Source organism: Streptomyces sp. NPDC101152 (genome assembly GCF_044768275.1).
Taxonomy (GTDB): Bacteria; Actinomycetota; Actinomycetes; order Streptomycetales; family Streptomycetaceae; genus Streptomyces.
Window position 1 is genome coordinate 51,826 of record NZ_JBIWPO010000032.1, and the last position, 19,972, is coordinate 71,797.

The 19,972-nt window shown below is 69.2% G+C and carries 11 protein-coding genes; 10 read left to right on the plus strand and 1 reads right to left on the minus strand.

The window, feature by feature from the left end:
• Positions 1 to 285 precede the first annotated feature (285 nt).
• The 10 genes from ACIRVK_RS31700 (at position 286) to ACIRVK_RS31745 (ending at position 18,387) form a co-directional block, all read left to right on the plus strand.
• Entirely contained in the window at positions 286 to 1,863 is a 1,578-nt protein-coding gene (locus ACIRVK_RS31700) for an arabinofuranosidase catalytic domain-containing protein (RefSeq protein ID WP_404253135.1), read from the plus strand.
• A gap of 79 nt (positions 1,864 to 1,942) precedes the next feature.
• Complete coding sequence (locus tag ACIRVK_RS31705; RefSeq protein ID WP_404253137.1) at positions 1,943 to 4,396, plus strand: RICIN domain-containing protein; 2,454 nt, start codon at positions 1,943 to 1,945, stop codon at positions 4,394 to 4,396.
• A 56-nt stretch (positions 4,397 to 4,452) separates the two neighbouring features.
• Complete coding sequence (locus ACIRVK_RS31710) at positions 4,453 to 5,586, plus strand: ricin-type beta-trefoil lectin domain protein (RefSeq protein ID WP_404253139.1); 1,134 nt, start codon at positions 4,453 to 4,455, stop codon at positions 5,584 to 5,586.
• 392 nt (positions 5,587 to 5,978) lie between these two features.
• Positions 5,979 to 7,394 carry an arabinofuranosidase catalytic domain-containing protein gene (locus ACIRVK_RS31715; RefSeq protein WP_404253197.1) on the plus strand — a complete coding sequence of 472 codons (1,416 nt, stop codon included), beginning with the start codon at positions 5,979 to 5,981 and terminating at the stop codon, positions 7,392 to 7,394.
• Positions 7,395 to 7,436: 42 nt separating this feature from the next.
• Positions 7,437 to 9,086, plus strand: a complete 1,650-nt coding sequence (locus ACIRVK_RS31720) for a glycoside hydrolase family 27 protein (RefSeq protein ID WP_404253141.1) — start codon at positions 7,437 to 7,439, stop codon at positions 9,084 to 9,086.
• A 136-nt stretch (positions 9,087 to 9,222) separates the two neighbouring features.
• Positions 9,223 to 10,641: an arabinofuranosidase catalytic domain-containing protein gene (locus ACIRVK_RS31725; RefSeq protein WP_404253199.1), complete on the plus strand. Its 1,419-nt coding sequence runs from the start codon at positions 9,223 to 9,225 to the stop codon at positions 10,639 to 10,641.
• A gap of 66 nt (positions 10,642 to 10,707) precedes the next feature.
• On the plus strand, positions 10,708 to 12,540 hold the full coding sequence (locus tag ACIRVK_RS31730) for an RICIN domain-containing protein (RefSeq protein WP_404253143.1): 1,833 nt from the start codon (positions 10,708 to 10,710) through the stop codon (positions 12,538 to 12,540).
• Positions 12,541 to 12,589: 49 nt separating this feature from the next.
• Positions 12,590 to 14,998: a ricin-type beta-trefoil lectin domain protein gene (locus tag ACIRVK_RS31735; RefSeq protein ID WP_404253145.1), complete on the plus strand. Its 2,409-nt coding sequence runs from the start codon at positions 12,590 to 12,592 to the stop codon at positions 14,996 to 14,998.
• A gap of 52 nt (positions 14,999 to 15,050) precedes the next feature.
• Entirely contained in the window at positions 15,051 to 17,033 is a 1,983-nt protein-coding gene (locus ACIRVK_RS31740) for an alpha-L-fucosidase (protein ID WP_404253147.1), read from the plus strand.
• A gap of 28 nt (positions 17,034 to 17,061) precedes the next feature.
• On the plus strand, positions 17,062 to 18,387 hold the full coding sequence (locus ACIRVK_RS31745; RefSeq protein ID WP_404253149.1) for a ricin-type beta-trefoil lectin domain protein: 1,326 nt from the start codon (positions 17,062 to 17,064) through the stop codon (positions 18,385 to 18,387).
• A gap of 135 nt (positions 18,388 to 18,522) precedes the next feature.
• On the opposite strand, the gene ACIRVK_RS31750 is transcribed toward ACIRVK_RS31745, so the two are convergent.
• Positions 18,523 to 19,860, minus strand: a complete 1,338-nt coding sequence (locus ACIRVK_RS31750) for a ferric reductase-like transmembrane domain-containing protein (protein WP_404253151.1) — start codon at positions 19,858 to 19,860, stop codon at positions 18,523 to 18,525.
• Positions 19,861 to 19,972: the final 112 nt, after the last annotated feature.

Genomic DNA, 19,972 nt, shown 5'->3' on the forward strand with positions numbered 1-19,972 from the left:
TGCGCGGCACGGGCGCTCGCACCGGCGTTCGCATGCCGCAACACCGCAACTTTTCGAGCACGCAGAGAGCTTGCGCACCACAGGAATCGGTTGTCGAATCGATTCCGCGACACGGTTCGCGGCAGACGATTCCGCACCCTTGACGGGCACGAGACACCGGGAGCACCGTCTCCCGCCGAACCACTCTGCAATCCCACTGCTCAACGGCACCTTCCAGCGCCTCCGCATTTGTCAGCGCCATCACCACAACCCGCCCGGGTTGCGCCGGCACGGTAGGGAGATCAGATGGGAACCACACGTACGAGACGCCGCCTGCTGTCCGGGCGCGGCGGCGTCCAGCGGTTACTCGCTGCGGTACGCCACCGGGACAGGCCGGACGTGCGCACGCCGACGCGCTCGGTGCGCTCTCGTTGGGCGACGGTCGCCCGGGCGGGGGCCGCGGCCGCGCTCGTCGCCGGAGCTCTGGCCGGTGCCACGGCCACGGCCGGCACCGCCCGGGCCGCCACGTCCGGTCCGTGCGACATCTACGCGGCGGGCAACACACCCTGCGTGGCGGCGCACAGCACCACGCGAGCACTGTACGCCTCGTACAACGGGCCGCTCTACCAGGTGCGGCGCGCCTCGGACAACACGACCCGCAACATCGGCGTCCTGAGCGCGGGCGGATACGCCGACGCCGCCGCCCAGGACTCGTTCTGCTCGGGGACGACCTGCCTGATCACGGTCATCTACGACCAGTCGGGCCGCGGCAACGACCTCACCCAGGCGCCCGCCGGAGGGGCCGCGGGCGGTCCCGACAACCTCGCGAACGCGACCGCCGCGCCCACCACGGTGGGTGGCCACAAGGCCTACGGCGTCTTCGTGGCGCCCGGCACGGGCTACCGGAACAACCACACCAACGGCATCGCCACCGGGGACAATCCGGAGGGCATGTACGCCATATTCGACGGCACGCACTACAACGGCGGTTGCTGCTTCGACTACGGCAACGCCGAGACGAACAGCAACGACGACGGCAACGGCACCATGGAGGCCATCTACTTCGGCAACATCAGGGTCTGGGGCTACGGCTCGGGCAACGGCCCCTGGATCATGGCCGACCTGGAGAACGGGCTGTTCTCGGGGGTCAACCAGCACTACAACGCGAACGACCCGACCATCAACTACCGGTACACGACCGCCATCATCAAGGGCGGGGCGAACCACTGGGCGATCCGCGGCGGTAACGCGCAGTCCGGCGGGCTGTCCACCTTCTACGACGGTCCCCGCCCCAACGTCTCGGGCTACAACCCGATGCGCAAGCAGGGAGCCATCATCCTGGGCACCGGCGGCGACAACAGCAAGGGCGCCCAAGGCACCTTCTACGAAGGGGTGATGACCTCCGGCTACCCGTCGGACGCCACCGAGAACGCCGTCCAGGCCAACATCACCGCGGCCGGTTACAGCAATTCCTCCGGGGGCGGGACGAGCACCGGCGCGCTGCACGCGATAGGTGCCGGCAAGTGCCTGGACGTGCCGAACTCGTCCACCACGGCCGGTACGCAACTGCAGATCTGGGACTGCAGCGGGGGCGCCAACCAGGCCTGGACACGCACGTCCTCGGGCCAGTTGACCGTCTACAGCGGCAGCAGCCAGATGTGCCTGGACGCGTACAACAACCAGACCTCCGCCGGCACCAAGGTGGTCGCCTGGCCCTGCAACGGCGGCGCCAACCAGCAGTGGCAGCTGAACGCCGACGGCACCGTCACCGGTACCCAGTCCGGGCTGTGCCTCGATGTCACCGGCGCCTCCACGGCCAACGGCGCCCTGGCCGAACTCTGGACCTGCAACGGCGGATCCAACCAGCAGTGGAGCCTGAACTGACCACCTGAACAGCCCCCTTCCGTGGCCGGCCCACGACCGGCCACGGACCACCACCCGCCGCCCGTACCGGAGGTTGACCATGTCCAGAGCCAGAGCGCTCCGCGGTCTGTGGGCCGCCCCCGTGGCCCTGCTCGCCCTACTGGTGGGCAGCCCCGCCACGGCCGGGGCCGCGTACGCGGTACCGGGGGAGCGCCAAGCGGCGGCGGCCGACCTGTACGTGGCGCCGGATGCATCCCCCGGCGGGAACGGCACCGCCGGCCAACCGTTCGCCACCATCGAGCAGGCCCAGCAGCCCGCGCATCGCCTCTCCGCCGACGCGAACGTGGTCGTCCACCTGGCCGGTGGCAACTACCGGCTGTCCAAGCCGCTGACCTTCGGCTCGGGGGACGGAGGCCAGAGCGGCCACACCATCACCTACCAGGCCGCGGCCGGTCAGCAACCGGTCGTGTCCGGCGCCCAACGGACAACAGGTTGGCAGGTGCATGATCAGGCGAAGAACATCTGGTCGGTCCACGTCGGCACCGGCGTGAACACGCGTCAGCTCTACGTGGACGGCAGGGAAGCGCCACGAGCGGCGATCCAGGTACCCCGTTCCGCGTTCACCTTCACCCAGACCGGCCTGACCATCACCGACTCCTCCCTCGACTATCTGGCCGGCCTCACGGACCAGAACCACATGGAAGTCGAGAGCATCAACTCCTTCACCGACCGCTATGCGCCGGTCCAGTCGATCAGCGGCAGGACCGTCACCATGCAGCAGCCCGCGTGGAACAACAACTCCTGGGGCTACGACACCATCAACGCGCCGTTCGCCGGCGGGACGATGTACCTGGAGAACAACTACGCCTTCCTGCAGCAGGCCGGACAGTGGTATCTCGACTCGTCCACCGGCGACCTCTACTACCGGGCCCAGCCAGGGCAGAACCCGAACAGTCTCGACGTCGAACTGCCCCGCCTGCAGAGCCTGCTCGGCATCAGCGGCAGCTACGGCTCACCGGCGGCCGGTCTCGGCTTCACCGGCATCCGCTTCACGGGAACCTCCTGGCTCGGGCCGAGCGGCCCGGACGGCTACGCGGACCAGCAGAGCGGCGCGCACATCACCGGTGCCTACCCCATGCCCGCCAACTGGCTGAGCACCTGCGCATCCGGCTGCACCCAGTTCGAGGCCACCCGTAACCACTGGACGCAGATGCCCGCGGCCGTCCAGGTCTCCGCCGCGACCGGCATCACCTTCTCCGGCGACACCTTCTCCGAACTCGGCCAGGCCGCACTGGGCATCGGCAACGACGGCGTCGCCACGGCCTCCGGCACCGGACTCGGCGCGGGCGGCGTCACCGTCACCGGCAACACCTTCACCGACGACGCCGGCAGCGGCATCCAGGTCGGCGGGATCCAGCCGGACGCGCATCACCCCGGCAATGCGCAGATGACCAACCAGAACATCACCATCAGCGACAACAAGGTCAGCGGGGTGGGCACCGACTACAAGGAGACCGCCGCCATCCTGTCCACCTACGTCACCGGCGCGACGATCACCCACAACCAGTGCGACCACCTGCCCTACGACGGGATCGACATCGGCTGGGGCTGGGGCGTCAACGACCCGGGTGGCAGCCAGGACTACGTCAACCGGGGCACGTACACCTACCAGCAGGTCTACAGCACCCCCACGACGCTGAAGAACAACACCGTCTCCCACAACCTGATCTTCGACACCAAGAACGCGATGTTCGACGGCGGCAGCATCTACAACCTGTCCGCGAGTCCCGGCTCGGTGATCTCCGACAACTACATGTACGACAACCACCACACCACCGCGCTGTACCTCGACGAGGGCTCCCGCTACCTGACGGTGTCCCACAACGTGGTGCAGGACGCCGGCAACTGGGCGCTCACCAACGCCAACGCCAACAACCACACCGACGACAGCACCTTCTCCGGCAACTGGTACAACGGCGGCAACACGTACGTGGCGACGGGCCCTCCGCACAACAACGTCCTCACCGGCAACGTCCAGGTCAGCGGCACCAACTGGCCGCAGGGCGCGAGGCAGGTCATCCAGCAGGCAGGCATCGAGCCGTCGGGCAGCGGTGGGGGAGGCATCCCCACCGGATACCACCAGCTGGTGATCGGCAGCGACAGCCTGTGCCTGGACGTGTACGGCAACTCCGGCAGTGCGGGCGCCGCGATCGACCAGTGGACCTGCAACGGGCAGGGCAACCAGCAGTTCCAGTTCGTGCCGGCCCAGGGTGGTTACGGGCAGTTGCAGGCACAGAACTCCGGGCTGGTCGTGGCGGTGTCCGGCGGTTCCACGGCCGCGGGCACGCCCGACATCGTGCAGCAGCCCCCGAGCGGAGCGACCGGCGGTCTGTGGCTGCCGGTGCAGCAGTCGGACGGCTCGTACTCCTTCCAGAACCAGAACAGCGGCCTGTGCCTGGACGTCTACGGCGGCGTCGGCGGCACCGGTCGGCAGCTCGACCAGTGGCCGTGCAAGAACACGGCCGGCAGCAACCAGGACTTCACCCCCCGCTGATCGACTCACCCGCTCGTTCACCCCCACCCACTGTCCCGCACCAGTGAGGAACGCAGATGACGAAGTACTCGGCACTCCTGGCCGCCGCGCTGACGGCCGCGCTCGGCGTCGGCACCGCGTTGCCCGCGACGGCCGCCACCGGCGCCGCGTCACCGCCCTCCGCCGTACGGGCCGCGCCCACCGCCCTGCGGCTGATGCCGTTGGGCGACTCGATCACCTGGGGCGTCGGCAGCCCGTCCGGGAACAGCTACCGCGGCTTCCTGGGCAACCAACTGGCGGCCGAGGGGCACGCCGTGGACTTCGTCGGTTCGGGCCGCAACGGCACCATGTCCGACCCGGACAACGAAGGGCATCCCGGCTGGCGGATCGACCAGATCGCGGGCATCGCGGACGACGTGCTGGCCCGCTATCGCCCGAACGTGGTCACCCTGGAGATCGGCACGAACGACCTGGATCGCAACTACGAGATCCCGACCGCCCCCGACCGGCTCCGCGCACTCGTCGACCAGATCACCCGCGACGCCCCCGACGCGACCGTCCTCGTCGGCACCGTGATCGTCTCCACCAGTGGCAGCGACGAGGCCAACCGGCCCGCGTTCAACGCCAGGATCCCCGGCATCGTCCAGGCCGAACAGGCCGCCGGCAAACACGTACGGCTGGTGGACATGAGCGCGCTGACCACCGCGGACCTGTCCGACGCCCTGCATCCCAACGACAACGGCTTCCGCAAGATGGCGGACGCCTTCAACGCCGGTGTGCAGGCCGCTGACGCGGCAGGCTGGATCAGGCCGCCGGTCTCCACGGGCGCCGAGGTGCGCTCCCAGATCGCCGGAAAGTGCCTGGACGTGAGCGGCGGCAACAGCGCCAACGGGACGGCCGTGGACATCGCGGGCTGCAACGGTTCCCAGGCTCAGCAGTGGTCCGCGCACTCCGACAGCACCCTCCGGGCGTTCGGCAAGTGCCTCGACGCCACCGGTCTGGGCACCGCCAACGGCACACCGATCGAGCTCTGGGACTGCAACGGCGGCAGCAACCAGCAGTGGCAGGCGTACAACGGCGGTTACCGCAACCCGGCTTCCGGGCGCTGCCTGGACGATCCCCGCGCGTCCACCACCGACGGCACGCAACTGGTCCTGTGGGACTGCAACGGCGCAGCCAACCAGCAGTGGAGCGCGCTGCCGGTCACCTGAGTCCCCTGGCCGACCCAGCACCCGCGCCCGGCACGGCCGCCGTCGCCGGACGGGGGTTTCGGCATGCCCTCATTGCGGCCCCACCAGGGCAAAGACATGGGATGAATGGGGTTCCCGGTTGCTAAGTCGCGTCTATTGACAGTGGCTTGGCCCTGTGGGATCACTATGCGACATGGGATGTCTGAGTGTTCCCTGTGGGTGCTCTCGGGCGCGCTGACAGAGGCCATGGACGTCCCTTCGCAACCTCTTCACAGGCACGGCACTCTCCGTCCCTTCCCCCGCATAGCCGAGGACACAGAATGCAGCCGTCATCCGCTCCGCCCCGCAGTCACGCCCCGCGCGCGGCACGCTTACCCTCGGTCGTCGCCGTGTGCGTGACGGCACTGGCGGCCATGTCGCCGGCGGCCGCGCCCGCCTGGTCGGCGTCGGCTGCACCCCTGGTGAGCTCGGCGTCGGGACGCTGCCTGGACGTCAAGGGCAACGTCGACACCTCAGGCACGGCGCTGGAGATCTGGGACTGCAACGACCAGGTCAACCAGGCGTTCGAGTTCACGGCGGCGGGTGAGCTGAGGACGATGAACGGCACCCGGTGCGTGGATGCCTACGACAACCGGACGTCACCCGGTGCCCCGGTGGTCATCCGGCCGTGCGACGGGCGGGCGACCCAGGTGTGGCGGCAGAACCCCGACGGGTCCCTCACCGGTGCCGCCTCCGGGTTCTGCCTGGACGTCAGCGGGGCGGGCACGGCCAACGGCACCGCGGTCGTCCTGTGGACCTGCAACGGTCAGACCAACCAGAAGTGGAACACGTCGACACAGCCGCCACCGCCGCCTCCGCCCGGCGGGTCGGGCCCGTGCGACCTCTACGCCGCGGGCGGAACGCCCTGCGTGGCGGCGCACAGCACGGTGCGGGCACTCTACGGCTCCTACAACGGCTCCCTGTACCAGGTCAGGCGGACCTCGGACAACGCCACCAGGGACATCGGCGTGCTGGCGCCGGGCGGTTTCGCCGACGCGGCGGCGCAGGACTCGTTCTGCGCGGGCACCACGTGCGTGATCACGGTCGTCCGCGACCAGTCCGGACACGGCAACGACCTTTGGTATCAGGGTTCGGCCCAGGTGCCCGGCTCGAGCCAGAGCAGCCCCGCGAAGGCGAACTCCCAGTCACTGACCGCCGGCGGCACCAAGGCGTACTCGCTCTACCTCAACCCGGGGAACAGCTACTGGCGGGACGGCCACCTGACGGGCGTACCGACCGGTGCCGCTCCCGAAGGCGCCTACATGGTGACCAGCGGCACCCACGTCAACGGCGGCTGCTGCTTCGACTACGGCAACAGCGAGACGGACCGCAAGGCCGACGCGGCCGGGGCGATGGACGCCATCAACTTCGGTACCGAGTGCTGGTTCGGCGGCTGCTCGGGAAGCGGCCCCTGGGTGCAGGCCGACCTCGAATGGGGCCTGTACTCCGGCGGCAGCCAGTCCTGGAACTCCAACCAGCGGGCGTTTCCGGACAAGTTCGTCACCGCCATGCTGAAGAACAACGGCACGTCGAGGTTCGCCCTCAAGGGCGGCAACGCGCAGTCCGGCGGCCTGACCACCCTCTGGGACGGCGGACTCCCCGGCGGATACAGCCCCATGAAGAAACAAGGGGCCATCGTCCTGGGCAGCGGCGGTGACTGCTGCAAGCCCGGCGGCGGCGCCAACCTGAGCGCCGGCACCTTCTACGAGGGAGCCGTCGTCGCCGGCTATCCCTCCGACGCGACCGACAACGCCGTGCAGGCCGACATCACCGCCGCCGGCTACCGCTGAACGCCTTCCGGCCTTCCAACTCGCCTCAGGAGTCGATGACTTATGCCCACGACCCGTTCGAGAGCCAGGCGTCCTCGGCCGCTGCCCTCGCTGCCGTCCCTGCGCAGGACCCTGGCGCTCACCTGCTCGGCCGTGCTGCTCACCGCGGCCGCCCCCCTCGTCGCGCTCGGTACGGCGCAGCCCGCCGCCGCGCTCGGCAACGGGCTCGCGCCGACCCCGCAGATGGGCTTCAACGACTGGAACGCGTACGGCTGCAACGTCTCCGAGTCGCTGATCAAGTCCACCGCCCAGGCGATGCACACCAACGGCATGCAGGCGGCGGGCTACTCCTACGTCAACATCGACGACTGCTGGATGACCCACAACCGCGACTCCGCCGGCCGACTGGTGCCGGACCCGGCGAAGTTCCCCGACGGCATCAAGGGCACCGCGGACTATGTGCACTCGCTGGGGCTGAAGCTGGGCATCTACGAGGACGCGGGCACCGCGACCTGTGCGGGATACCCGGGCAGCCTCGGCCACGAGACCACGGACGCGCAGTCCTTCGCGTCGTGGGGCGTGGACTACCTGAAGTATGACAACTGCAACAACACCGGCGTGCCGGCGCGGACCCGTTACACCGCGATGCGGGACGCTCTGGCGGCGACCGGCCGCCCGATCCTGTTCAGCCTGTGCAACTGGGGCCAGGAGAACGTGTGGACCTGGGGTGCGGACGTGGGCAACAGCTGGCGCACCACCGGGGACATCAGCCCGACCTTCTCCAGCATGCTGTCGATCTTCCACAGCAACGTCGGACTGGCCTCGTACGCCGGACCCGGCCACTGGAACGACCCGGACATGCTGGAGGTCGGCAACGGCTCGCTGACGACGACCGAGAGCCGCAGTGAGTTCAGTCTGTGGGCGCAGATGGCCGCGCCGCTGATCGCGGGCACCAACATCTCCTCGGCCAGTGCGGACACCCTGTCCACGCTGACCAACTCCCGGGTGATCGCGGTCGACCAGGACCCCCTGGGCAAACAGGGCACCATGGTGTCGTCCTCGGGCGGCCTGGACGTGCTGGCCAAGCCGCTCGCCAACGGTGACGTGTCGGTGGCGCTGTTCAACGAGACCGGCTCGACCGCGACCATCACCACCACCGCGGCCGCGATCGGGAAGACCGGGGCGTCCGCCTACTCCCTGACCGACCTGTGGTCGGGGGCGTCCTCGACCACCTCGGGCACGATCAGCGCCCGGGTGCCGGCCCACGGCACCGTGATGTACCGGGTCGCCGGCGGGACCAGCGGCGGCGGGACCAGCGTGACCGGTGCGGTGCACGCGGTGGGCGCCGGCAAGTGCCTGGACCTACCGAACTCCACCACGACAGCCGGCACCCAGGTGGAGATCTGGAGCTGCAACGGCGGCACCAACCAGACCTGGACGCACAGCGCCTCCAACCAGCTCACCGTCTACTCGGGCAGCTCCCAGATGTGCCTGGACGCCTACAACAACCAGACCACGCCGGGGACAAAGGTGGAGATCTGGAACTGCAACGGCCAGACCAACCAGCAGTGGACGCTGAACGCCGACGGCACGATCACGGGCGTCCAGTCGGCCCTTTGCCTGGGCGTCACCGGAGGGTCCTCGGCTGATGGAGCCCTGGCGGAGCTGGAGACCTGCAACGGCAGCAGCAGTCAGCGGTGGACGCTGGGCTGACTCCCTCTCCCCACGGCCACCGGCAGCTTCGGTGCCGTAGCGCGACGGCACCGCGACAGAGGAGGTTTCCGTGCTCAGATCAGCAACACACCGCCGAGCGAGGCGGTTTCCCGCAGTGCTCCTGGCCGCCCTGGCGATGGCCCTGGCCGTGTTCGGCGCGCCGGCGCCAGTGTCCGCCGCGGACGTGTCGCTTCCCTGCGACATCTACGCGGCGGGCGGTACGCCCTGCGTGACGGCCCACTCCACGACCAGGGCGCTCTTCGCCTCGTACAACGGACCGCTGTACCAGATCCAGCGGTCCTCCGACCACGCCTACCGCGACATCGGGCTGCTGGCCGCAGGCGGATACGCCGACACCGCGCCCCAGGTGTCGTTCTGCGCGGGCACGTCGTGCACGATCACGAAGATCTACGATCAGACCGCGCGCCACAACGACCTGCCGATCTCCTGGGGCGGCTACTGGAAGGGCCCCGGCCCCAACGGATCGGACGTGGGCGCCGACGCCATGGCCCTGCCGGTCAGCGCGGCCGGCCACCAGGTCTTCGGCGTCAAGGTCAGCCCGGGGGTCGGCTACCGCATCGACCACGCGAGCGGCGTCGCCACCGGCTCCCAGCCGGAAGGCATCTACATGGTGACGTCGTCGAACTACACCAACCAGTGGTGCTGCTTCGACTACGGCAGCGGCGAGAACTCCCACACCGACACCGGCAACGCCACCATGAACGCCCTCTACTGGGGCAACGCCTGCTGGTTCAAGAACTGCACGGGCAGCGGCCCCTGGGTCGAGGCCGACCTGGAGAACGGCATGTTCCACACCAACACCGGCTCCAACAAGGACCCGAACAACCAGGGCGTGCACTACCCGTTCGTCAGCGCGTGGCTGAAGAACAACGGCACCAGCAACTTCACCCTCAAGTACGGCAACGGCGCGACCGGCGGCCTGACCACCACCTTCTCCGGCCCCCTGCCGAACGGCTACTCGCCGATGAAGGTCGACAGCTCCGTTCTGCTGGGCACCGGCGGCGACAACAGCCCCTCGGGCCAGGGCGAGTTCTTCGAGGGAGCGATGACGGCGGGCTACCCCTCCGACGCCACCGAGAACGCCGTCCAGGCAAGCATCACCGCCGCCGGGTACGGGACATCGGGCGGCGGGGGCGGTACCACCGGTGCGCTGCACGCGGTCGGCGCGGGCAAGTGCCTGGAGGTGCCTGGCAGTACCACGACGCCGGGCACCCAGACGCAGATCCGGGACTGCTCCGGCGGGGCGAACCAGACCTGGTCGCAGAGCGCCTCCGGAGAGCTGAGCGTCTCCCTCGCGGGCAGCCGCCTGTGCCTGGACGCCTCCGGGCAGGGCACCAGCCCCGGCACCAAGGTCATCACGTGGACCTGCAACGGCCAGAGCAACCAGCAGTGGACGCTCAACACCAACGGCACCGTCACCAGCGCCCAGTCCGGGCTGTGTCTTGACGTGTCGGGCGCCGCCACGGCCAACGGGACCCCCGTACAGCTGTGGACCTGCAACGGCCAGTCCAACCAGAAATGGACGCTGGGCTGACCTCGTGAGGCAGCCGTGCTCGACTCCGGGCGGCGCCCCGGCGCCGCCCCGACTCAGGAGGATCGGATGAGGACGAGAGCGAGACCCCGCCGTCCGGCACTGCTGGCGGGCATCGTCATGGCACTCGTGCTGGCGCTGCTGTCGACGGCTCCGAGCCAGGCCGCCCCGGGCACATCGCTGAGCGTGAACCTGGCGTCGACCCGAGGACCGTCGACCGGTGTGGGGGAGGGGTTCCTCTACGGCATCAGTCAGGACGGCAGCCAGCCCGCGGACCAGTTCCTGCAGCCGCTGGGGATCAACGCGTTCCGCGGCGGCGGATGGTTCTCCGGCGGCTGGATCAAGGACGGCTACCAGTACGGCTCGGCCACCCGCGCCGACCTCGACTCCATCATCGCGCAGGCGAAACGGCTCACCCGGCCGCCCTATCACGCTCAGTACCAGGTGCTGGTCAGCGACATCTACGGTGCGAACGGCGGCCAGCCGTCGAACACGAGATACCCGTGCGACAACGGCGACTGCTCCAACTGGGTCGGCTTCATCGACTCCACGGTGGGAGCGCTGCAGGCTTCGGGGCTGAAGTTCGCCTATGACATCTGGAACGAGCCGGACATCTCTGCCTTCTGGACCCGGGGTGTCAACAGCGCCCAGTACTTCCAGATGTGGGACACCGCCTATCGGGAGATCCGGCGCATCGCCCCAGGGGCTCAGATCGTAGGGCCGTCACTCGCGTTCAACCCCCAGCACAACCCGGGTGAATGGCAGACCTGGCTTGCGCACGTGAAGGCGGCCGGGACAGTGCCCGACATGATCACCAACCACAACGAGGGCGATGTCGACGACCCGGTCACCGTCGCACGGACCCTCAACAGCGACCTGACCGCGGCGGGCATCGGCCCGCTGCCGCTGTCCTCGAACGAGTACCAGCCGGCCGACCGGCAGAGCGCCGGGGTGACGGCCTGGTACCTCGCGCGGTTCGCGCAGTCCGGGTACGCCAACGCGATGCGCGGCAACTGGGTGTGCTGCGTCACCCCGAACCTGACGGGCGTCCTCACCCAGAGCGGGGGAAGCTGGCAGCCGACCGGCAACTGGTGGGCGCTTCGGGACTACGCCGACATGACCGGCACCCTCGTCGACACCTCCGGCCAGGTCGGCTCGACGGCGATCGCGGCCGCCGAGGACTCCGCCGCCAGACGAGCGGTGGCCGTCATCGGCGACTCCAACGGCACCACCGGAGCCGCGTCCGTGACCTTCAACGGGCTGTCGTCCCTGCCCTGGCTGACGGACACCGGCAGCGTCCACGTCACCGTCCACCGCATCCCGGACCAGGCACCGCTCGGTGCGCCACAGACCGTGTACGACCAGAACGTGAGCGCTGCGGGCGGCTCGGTCACCGTGCCGTTCACGTTCCAGGGCGCCCACGACGCGTTCGCCGTCTATCTGACCCCGGCCTCGTCCGGCGGCGGAGGCTTCCCGGACGGCTACCACCAACTCGTCGTCGCCAACGACAACCTGTGCCTGGACGTGTACGGAGACTCCGGCAGCGCGGGCGCCGCGATCGACCAGTGGACGTGCAACGGGCAGGGCAACCAGCAGTTCCAGTTCGTGCCGGCCTCGGGCGGCTACGGCGAACTGCGGGCCCAGAACTCCGGCCAGGACGTCGCGGTCGCCGGCGGTTCCACCGAGGCCGGCACCCCGGACATCGTCCAGCAGGCCCCCGGCACAGCCGCCGACGCGCTCTGGCTGCCCGTGCGCCAGTCCGACGGCAGCTACGCGTTCCAGAACCGCAACAGCGGCCTGTGCCTGGACGTCCACGGCGCCGGCAACACCGCGGGACAGCAACTGGACCAGTGGCAGTGCAAGAACGCGCCGGGCACCAACCAGGACTTCGTCGTCCGCTGAGACCGCACCCGACGCGGACCCCCATCGACCTGCGAAAGGAATCCCCACCGTGTCAGCATTCAGACGGCTGTTGCGACGCGTGCGCGTCTCGACGGCCGTGCTCGCGGGCCTCGTCCTGGCCGCCGGCGGCCTCGTGGGCACCACCGCCGCTCCCGCCCGAGCCGCCACCTCCATAACCATCAACGGCACCTCCGGCGGCCGGACCTTCGACGGCGTCGGCGCGATCAGCGGCGGAGGCGGCAACAGCAGACTCCTGATCGACTACCCGGAGCCCCAGCGCGGTCAGATCCTCGACTACCTCTTCCGTCCCGGCTACGGCGCCTCCCTGCAGATCCTCAAGGCCGAGATCGGCGGTGACACCAACTCCACCTCCGGAGCCGAGCCCAGTCACCAGCACACCCGCTCCGACCTCAACTGCGGCCGCGGCTACGAATGGTGGCTGATGGAGCAGGCCAAGGCCCGCAACCCCGGCATCAAGCTGTACGGGCTCGCCTGGGGCGCCCCCGGCTGGATCGGCGGCGGGAACTTCTGGTCCACCGACATGATCAACTACCTGGTCTCCTGGCTGGGCTGCGCCAAACAGCACGGGCTCGCCATCGACTACCTCGGCGGCTGGAACGAACGAGGTTACAACGTCTCCTGGTACGAGCAGCTGCGCAGCACGCTCAACAGCAACGGCTACGGCAGCGTCAAGATCGTCGCGGCCGACTCGGACTGGTCCGTGGCGGGCGACGTCGACTCCAACCCGGCGTTCGCGGCCGCGGTGAACGTCATCGGCACGCACTACCCCTGCGGCTACCGCTCCTCCCAGTCCACCTGCTCGGTGCCGTCGGCCGCCACGTCGTCCGGCAAGCAGCTGTGGGCCAGTGAGAACGGCTCGGACGACTACAACGCGGGCGCCCCGGCCGTGGCCCGCGGCATCAACCGCGGGTACATCGACGGCCGGATGACCGCGTACCTCAACTGGCCGGTGGTCGCCGCGATCACCCCGAACCTGCCCTACCCCACCATGGGCCTCGCCCTGGCCTCGCAGCCGTGGTCCGGGCACTACGCCATCGGCAAGAACACCTGGGTCATGGCACACACCAGCCAGTTCACGGCCCCGGGGTGGCAGTACCTCGACGCCTCCAGCGGCTACATCGCCGGCAACCGCAACAACGGCAGCTACGTGACGCTGAAGTCCACCGACAACTCCGACTACTCGACGGTCATCGAGACGATGGACGCCGGCACCGCCCAGACACTGAACTTCAACGTCACCGGAGGGCTGTCCACCGGAACCGTCCACGTCTGGTCCACCGACGTCAACTCCGGCAATCCGGCCGACTACTTCGTGCACGCCACGGACATCACCCCGTCGGGCGGCGGCTTCAGCCTGACCGTGCAGCCCCACCACGTCTACACCCTGACCACCACGACCGGTCAGGGCAAGGGGACCGCCACCGGCCCCGCCCAGGGCACCATGAGCCTGCCCTACAGCGACAGCTTCGACGGCTACACCACCGGTACCGAGGCGAAGTACCTCATGGACTGGCAGGGCGCCTTCGAGGTGACCGGCTGCGGCGGCGGCCGCGCCGGCAAGTGCGTACGCCAGATGAGCCCGCAGAAGCCGATCACCTGGGACGCGCTGTCCGATCCGCACGCCCTGCTCGGCGACGTGAGCTGGAGCAACTACACCGTCTCGTCCGACGTGCTGCTCGAACAGCCCGGGTACGCCGAGCTGATCGGCCGTGCGAACGCGCAGGACTACGGCAGCACCGGCCAGCTGAACGCCTACCACCTGCGGGTGAGTGACACCGGCGCCTGGTCGATCCTCACCTCCAACACCAACGGCAGTGTCTCCACCCTCGCCCACGGTACGACCACGGCGCTGGGCACCAACCGCTGGCACACCCTGGCGCTGACCTTCTCCGGCACCACCGTCACCGCCGTCATCGACGGTTCCACGGTCGGATCCGCCGACGACCGCACCTGGGCGGCGGGACAGGTCGGCTACGCGACCAGCCAGGGCGAGACGGCACAGTTCGACAACCTGTCCCTCACCCCGGGCAGCGGCGGCACCGGCGGCGGCACCGTCGCCACGATCGTCGGAGCCGCCTCCGGCCGGTGCGTGGACGTTCCGAACCAGTCGCAGACGTCCGGCACCCAGGTGGAGCTGTGGGACTGCAACGGCGGCAGCAACCAGCAGTGGACGAGCACCTCGGCCGGTGAACTGCGGGTCTACGGCAACGCCTGCCTGGACGCCTCGGGCGGCGGCACCAGCCCCGGCACCAAGGTCGACATCCGGACCTGTGACGGCGGCGGCTACCAGAAGTGGACGCTCAACGCCGACGGCACCATCACCGGTGCCCAGTCCGGCCTGTGCCTGGACGCCACCGGCGCCGGGACGGCCAACGGCACCCTGCTGGAGCTGTGGACCTGCACCGGCGCCGGCAACCAGAAGTGGACGCGCACCTGATCCCGTGACGGCCGACATCACCCACCCCGTCGAGGACGCTGAGAGGCTCCGCATGACTTCGTCCCCCCTCCCGATCAGCCGGCGCCGGCTGCTGGCCGCGACCGGCGCGGCCGCGGCCTTCGGCCTGCTGCGGTTCGCCCCCGAGGCCGCCGCGACCGACGGCCCCGCGAACTACACCGCGAGCTGGTCCTCCGTGGACCAACACCCCCCGGCCCCGGCCTGGTTCAAGGACGCCAAGTTCGGCATCTACTACCACTGGGGCGTCTTCAGCGTCCCCGCGTTCGGCAACGAGTGGTATCCGCGCAACATGTACATCGGCGGCTCGAACGAGAACAAGCACCACATCGCCACCTACGGCGACCCCTCGGTATGGCCGTACAACAACTTCATCGACGGCGCGCGCGACAAGGCCGGCACCTACGTGCAGTTCGCCCCCAGGCTCGCCTCCCAGGGCGGCAACTGGGACCCGGACGCCTGGGCCCGGTTGTTCAAGGCCGCGGGCGCGCGGTTCGCCGGTCCGGTCGCCGAGCACCACGACGGCTTCTCCATGTGGAACAGCCGCGCCAACCCGTGGAACTCGGTCCGGCACGGTCCCAAGCTCGACCTCGTGGGACTGCACGCGCAGGCCATCCGCGCACAGGGCCTGAAGTTCATGGCCTCCCTCCACCACGCCTACCACTTCAACGGCTACTACGACCACGTGCCGAACCAGTCCGACCCGACTCTGCGCATCCTCTTCGGCCAGCAGGGCACGGCGGCGGAGAACCAACTCTGGTACGACAAGCTGGTCGAGGTCGTCGACGGCTACCAACCCGACCTGGTCTGGCAGGACTTCGACCTCAACCTGGTGCAGGAGTCGGACCGGCTCCAGTTCCTCGCGTACTACTACAACCGGGCCGTCTCCTGGAACAAGGACGTCGTCGCGACCTACAAGGACGGCCTCGACAACAAGGGCGAGGTCTACGACTTCGAACGCGGCGGCCCGGCAGGGCTGCTCACCCCGTACTGGCTGACCGACGACAGCATCTCCTCCTCCAGCTGGTGCTACACGGTGGGTATCGGCTACTACTCGACGCAGGCCCTGCTGCACTCGCTGATCGACCGGGTCAGCAAGGGCGGCACCATGCTGCTGAACATCGCCCCGATGGCCGACGGCACCATCCCCTCCGGGCAGCAGTCCATCCTGCTCGCCCTGGGGGACTGGCTCGGCCGCTTCGGAGAGGCGGTCTACGGCACCCGCTCCTGGACCAGCTACGGCGAGGGCCCCACCCAGATGGGCGGCGGTTCGTTCAGCGGTCCGGTGGCCGGCAAACCGCAGGACATCCGGTTCACCCGCAGCCAGGACAACAAGGTCCTCTACGCCACCGCACTGGGCTGGCAGGGCGGCACCCTGACCATCGGGACGCTGAACTCGAACCAGATCAACCTCAGCACCCTGACCGGCGCCCAACTGCTCGACAACACCGCCGGCACCTACGTCAACCTGCCCACCCCGACGCAGGACGCCTCCGGCCTGCACCTGGCCATGCCCTCGTCGAACCCGCCTTACAGCGCCCTGGCGTACACGGTCAAGCTCACCTTCTCCGGGGAGATTCCCGTGCTGGGCGCACCGGGCGGCTCCACCACCTGGGTCAAGATCGCCAACGTGACCAGCGGACTGGTGCTCGACAGCGGGGGCAACGTCGCTTCCGGCTCCAACCTCAAGCAGTGGAACTACGACGGGAGCGCCAATCTGCAGTGGCAGCTGATCGACCTCGGCAACGGCTACCACCGCATCATGAACCGCGCCAACGGCATGGCCGCCGACAGCTGGGGCAACTCCGCGAACGGAGCTCCCGTCCGTCAGGAGGCGTGGAACGGCGGCAACAACCAGCAGTGGTCGCTCACCAGCCTCGGCGCCAACCGCTACCAGATCGTCAACCGGGGCACCGGCACCGCCCTCGACGGCAGCGGCAGCACCACGGTGGGCTCGACCGCGGTGATGTGGACGCCGAACGCCAGCACCAACAACGAGTGGACCATCACCGGCCTGTGAACACCCTCGTACACGGAAGAAGGAGTGCATGAAACGCAATCCGCTCTTATGGGCCATCGCGGCTGCGATGCTTCTCGTCCTGTCGGCCGCGGGCACCTCGTTCAGCAACGCCTTGGGCACGCCCGCCTCCGTCACGGCCACCGCCGGCTGTGGCAAGGCACCCACGCTGACGAGTGGGACCCACACGATCCAGAGTGGCGGTCAGACGCGCAGTTACATCCTGCGGGTCCCCGCCGGCTACGACAGCAACCACCCCTACCGGCTGATCTTCGGCTTCCACTGGCGCGGCGGGACGGCGGGCGACGTCGACTCCGGCGGCACGGACGGATACAACTGGTCCTACTACGGCCTGCGGCGCCTGGCGGACAACGCGAACAACAGCACGATCTTCGTCGCGCCGCAGGGCAACGGCAACGGCTGGGCCAACCCCGGCGGCCAGGACGTGGCCTTCGTCGACGCCATGGTCAGCCAGCTCGAGGCAGGCCTGTGCGTCGACACCACCCAGGTGTTCTCCGCCGGCTTCAGCTACGGCGCCGCGATGTCGTACGCCCTCGCCTGCTCCCGGGCGACGGTCTTCCGCGCGGTCGCCGTCTACTCCGGCGCCAACCTCAGCGGGTGCAACGGCGGCAACCAGCCCATCGCCTACATGGGACTGCACGGCATCAGGGACAACGTGCTGCCCATCCAGTCGGGACGGGACCTGCGCGACACCTTCGTCCGGACCAACGGCTGCACCCCGCAGAACCCGCCCGAACCGGCCTACGGCAGTCTGACGCACATCATCACCACCTACTCCGGATGCAGGTCCGGATACCCCGTCGTCTGGGCCGCCTTCGACGGAGCGGGGCACGACCCCGGTCCCATAGACGGTTCCACCGGTGACGGCTGGCGCACCTGGACGTCCGCAGCGGTGTGGCAGTTCTTCACCCAGTTCGGCTCGAACCAGCCGCCACCGCCGCCGCCCTCCGGGAACCAGGAGATCGTCGGCCAGCAGTCGGGGCGCTGCCTCGACATCAACAACAACACAACCGCCAACGGAACCCAGGCACAGCTGTGGGACTGCAACGGCGGCTCCAACCAGCGGTTCACGTACACCGGCGCAAAGCAACTGGTCGTCTACGGCAACAAGTGCCTGGGCGTCGGCCAGTCCGCGGGCAGCGGTACCCCGGCGGCGATCTGGGACTGCAGCGGGCAGGCGGACCAGCAGTGGAACGTCAACCCCGACGGCACGATCACAGCGGTGCAGTCGGGGCTCTGCCTGGACGCCGTCGGCCAGGGGACCACGAACGGGACCAAGGTCCAGCTGTGGAGCTGCACGGGCGGTGCGAACCAGCACTGGCGCCTGCAGAACTGACGGAAAGGTCCGCAGCAGGGCTCGGTCGCGTCGGCTCGGCTCCCTCAGGCGGTCGGTACGGACGCGGAGACGGTGGTCACCGGACGTCCGTACGACAGCGTGGGGGAGCCCGGCGCCGGAGAAGGGGTGGGGGTGTCAGGCCAGGCCGAAGCGCTCGGCGTGCACCTGCCGTGGGGGCACCTCCAGCGTGCGCAGGGAGCCGAGCACGGTCGAGGTCATCGCGGGCGGGCCGCAGACGTACACATCCCGTTCGGCGATGTCGGGAACCAGGGCACGCAGACCGTCCGGCGCGAACGGCGTCGCCTCCGCGTCCCTGGGGCCGGTGAGCAGATGCAGCCGCCCGCCGCGGTCTGCCACCAGATGGCGTACCTCGTCGACCAGCACGGCGTCGTTCTCGCTGCGCACCCGGTAGAGCACGACGACGTCGCCGACCGCCTCTTCCTCCAGGAGGGCCCTGATCGGCGTGATGCCGACTCCTCCCGCGATCAGCAGCACGCCGGGCCTGGTCCGGTGCACCGAGGTGAACGCCCCGTACGGCCCCTCGACGAACGCGCGGCTCCCGATGGGAATGTGCCGCAGGCCGGCGCTGGTGCTGCCGACCGCCTTGGCGGTCAGGCGCAAGGTCCGGCCGTCGGGCGCCGCCGAGAGCGAGAAGGGATTCGCCAGCCACCAGTGGTGGTGCCCGGGGAACCGCCAGATGCAGAACTGGCCGGCCCGAGCAGGCAGCCTGTCGAGATGACGGCCGCTGACGTGCACCGACACCACGTCGCCCGACTCCGGCACCACCGCCACGACGCGGAACCGGTGATAGGCGTTGCGCCACACAGGCATCACGATCCGGCCCGTGACCAGGGCCCCGAACGCGAACAGCCACAGGGCCCACCAGTAGATCTTCGCGGGCGCGGACGAACTGAAGGTCGTGGTCTCCTGCAACTGGTGGACGAATGCCAGCCCCAGCGCCAGGTACAGCAGCAGATGCAGGCCGTGCCAGATCTCGTAGCGCAACCGCTGCCTCACATACCGGGCGGAGACCGCGGCGACCAGGACGACGATCGCCGCGGCGCACATCCCGAGCAGGGAGGCCGGCACGTCGGCCAGTGAGAGGAACGTCTTCGTCATCGACGTGCGACTGAGCCGCGCGAAGCCCAGCACCACCAGCACGGCGTGGGTCAGGATGGTCCACAGGAGGGTGAAGCCGACCCATCGGTGCCACACCGTCAGCCGGTCCATGCCGATACGGCGGTCGAGCCATGGCAACCGCGCCACCAGCAGCAGTTGGAACAGCATCAGCACGGCGGCATGCAGGCCGAAGAACCTCCCGACCGTGAGCACCCCGTTCTGACCGGTCCCCGCGTCGAGGAACAGGACTTCGACGATCACCAGGTTGGCGACGACGAACGTCCACAGCGCCCAGCGCGCCGCGACGACCGGAGGGACGGTGCGCTGCCGCACCTGTATGTATGTCGCTTCCACTGCTTCCCCATTTGCTCCATGTCGGCCGGGCCCGGCCGCCGTCGCCGGGCACGCTGATTGATTAAGGTCTTAACCACAAGCCGTGGCAGGGCAGTTGACCAACATGGAGTGC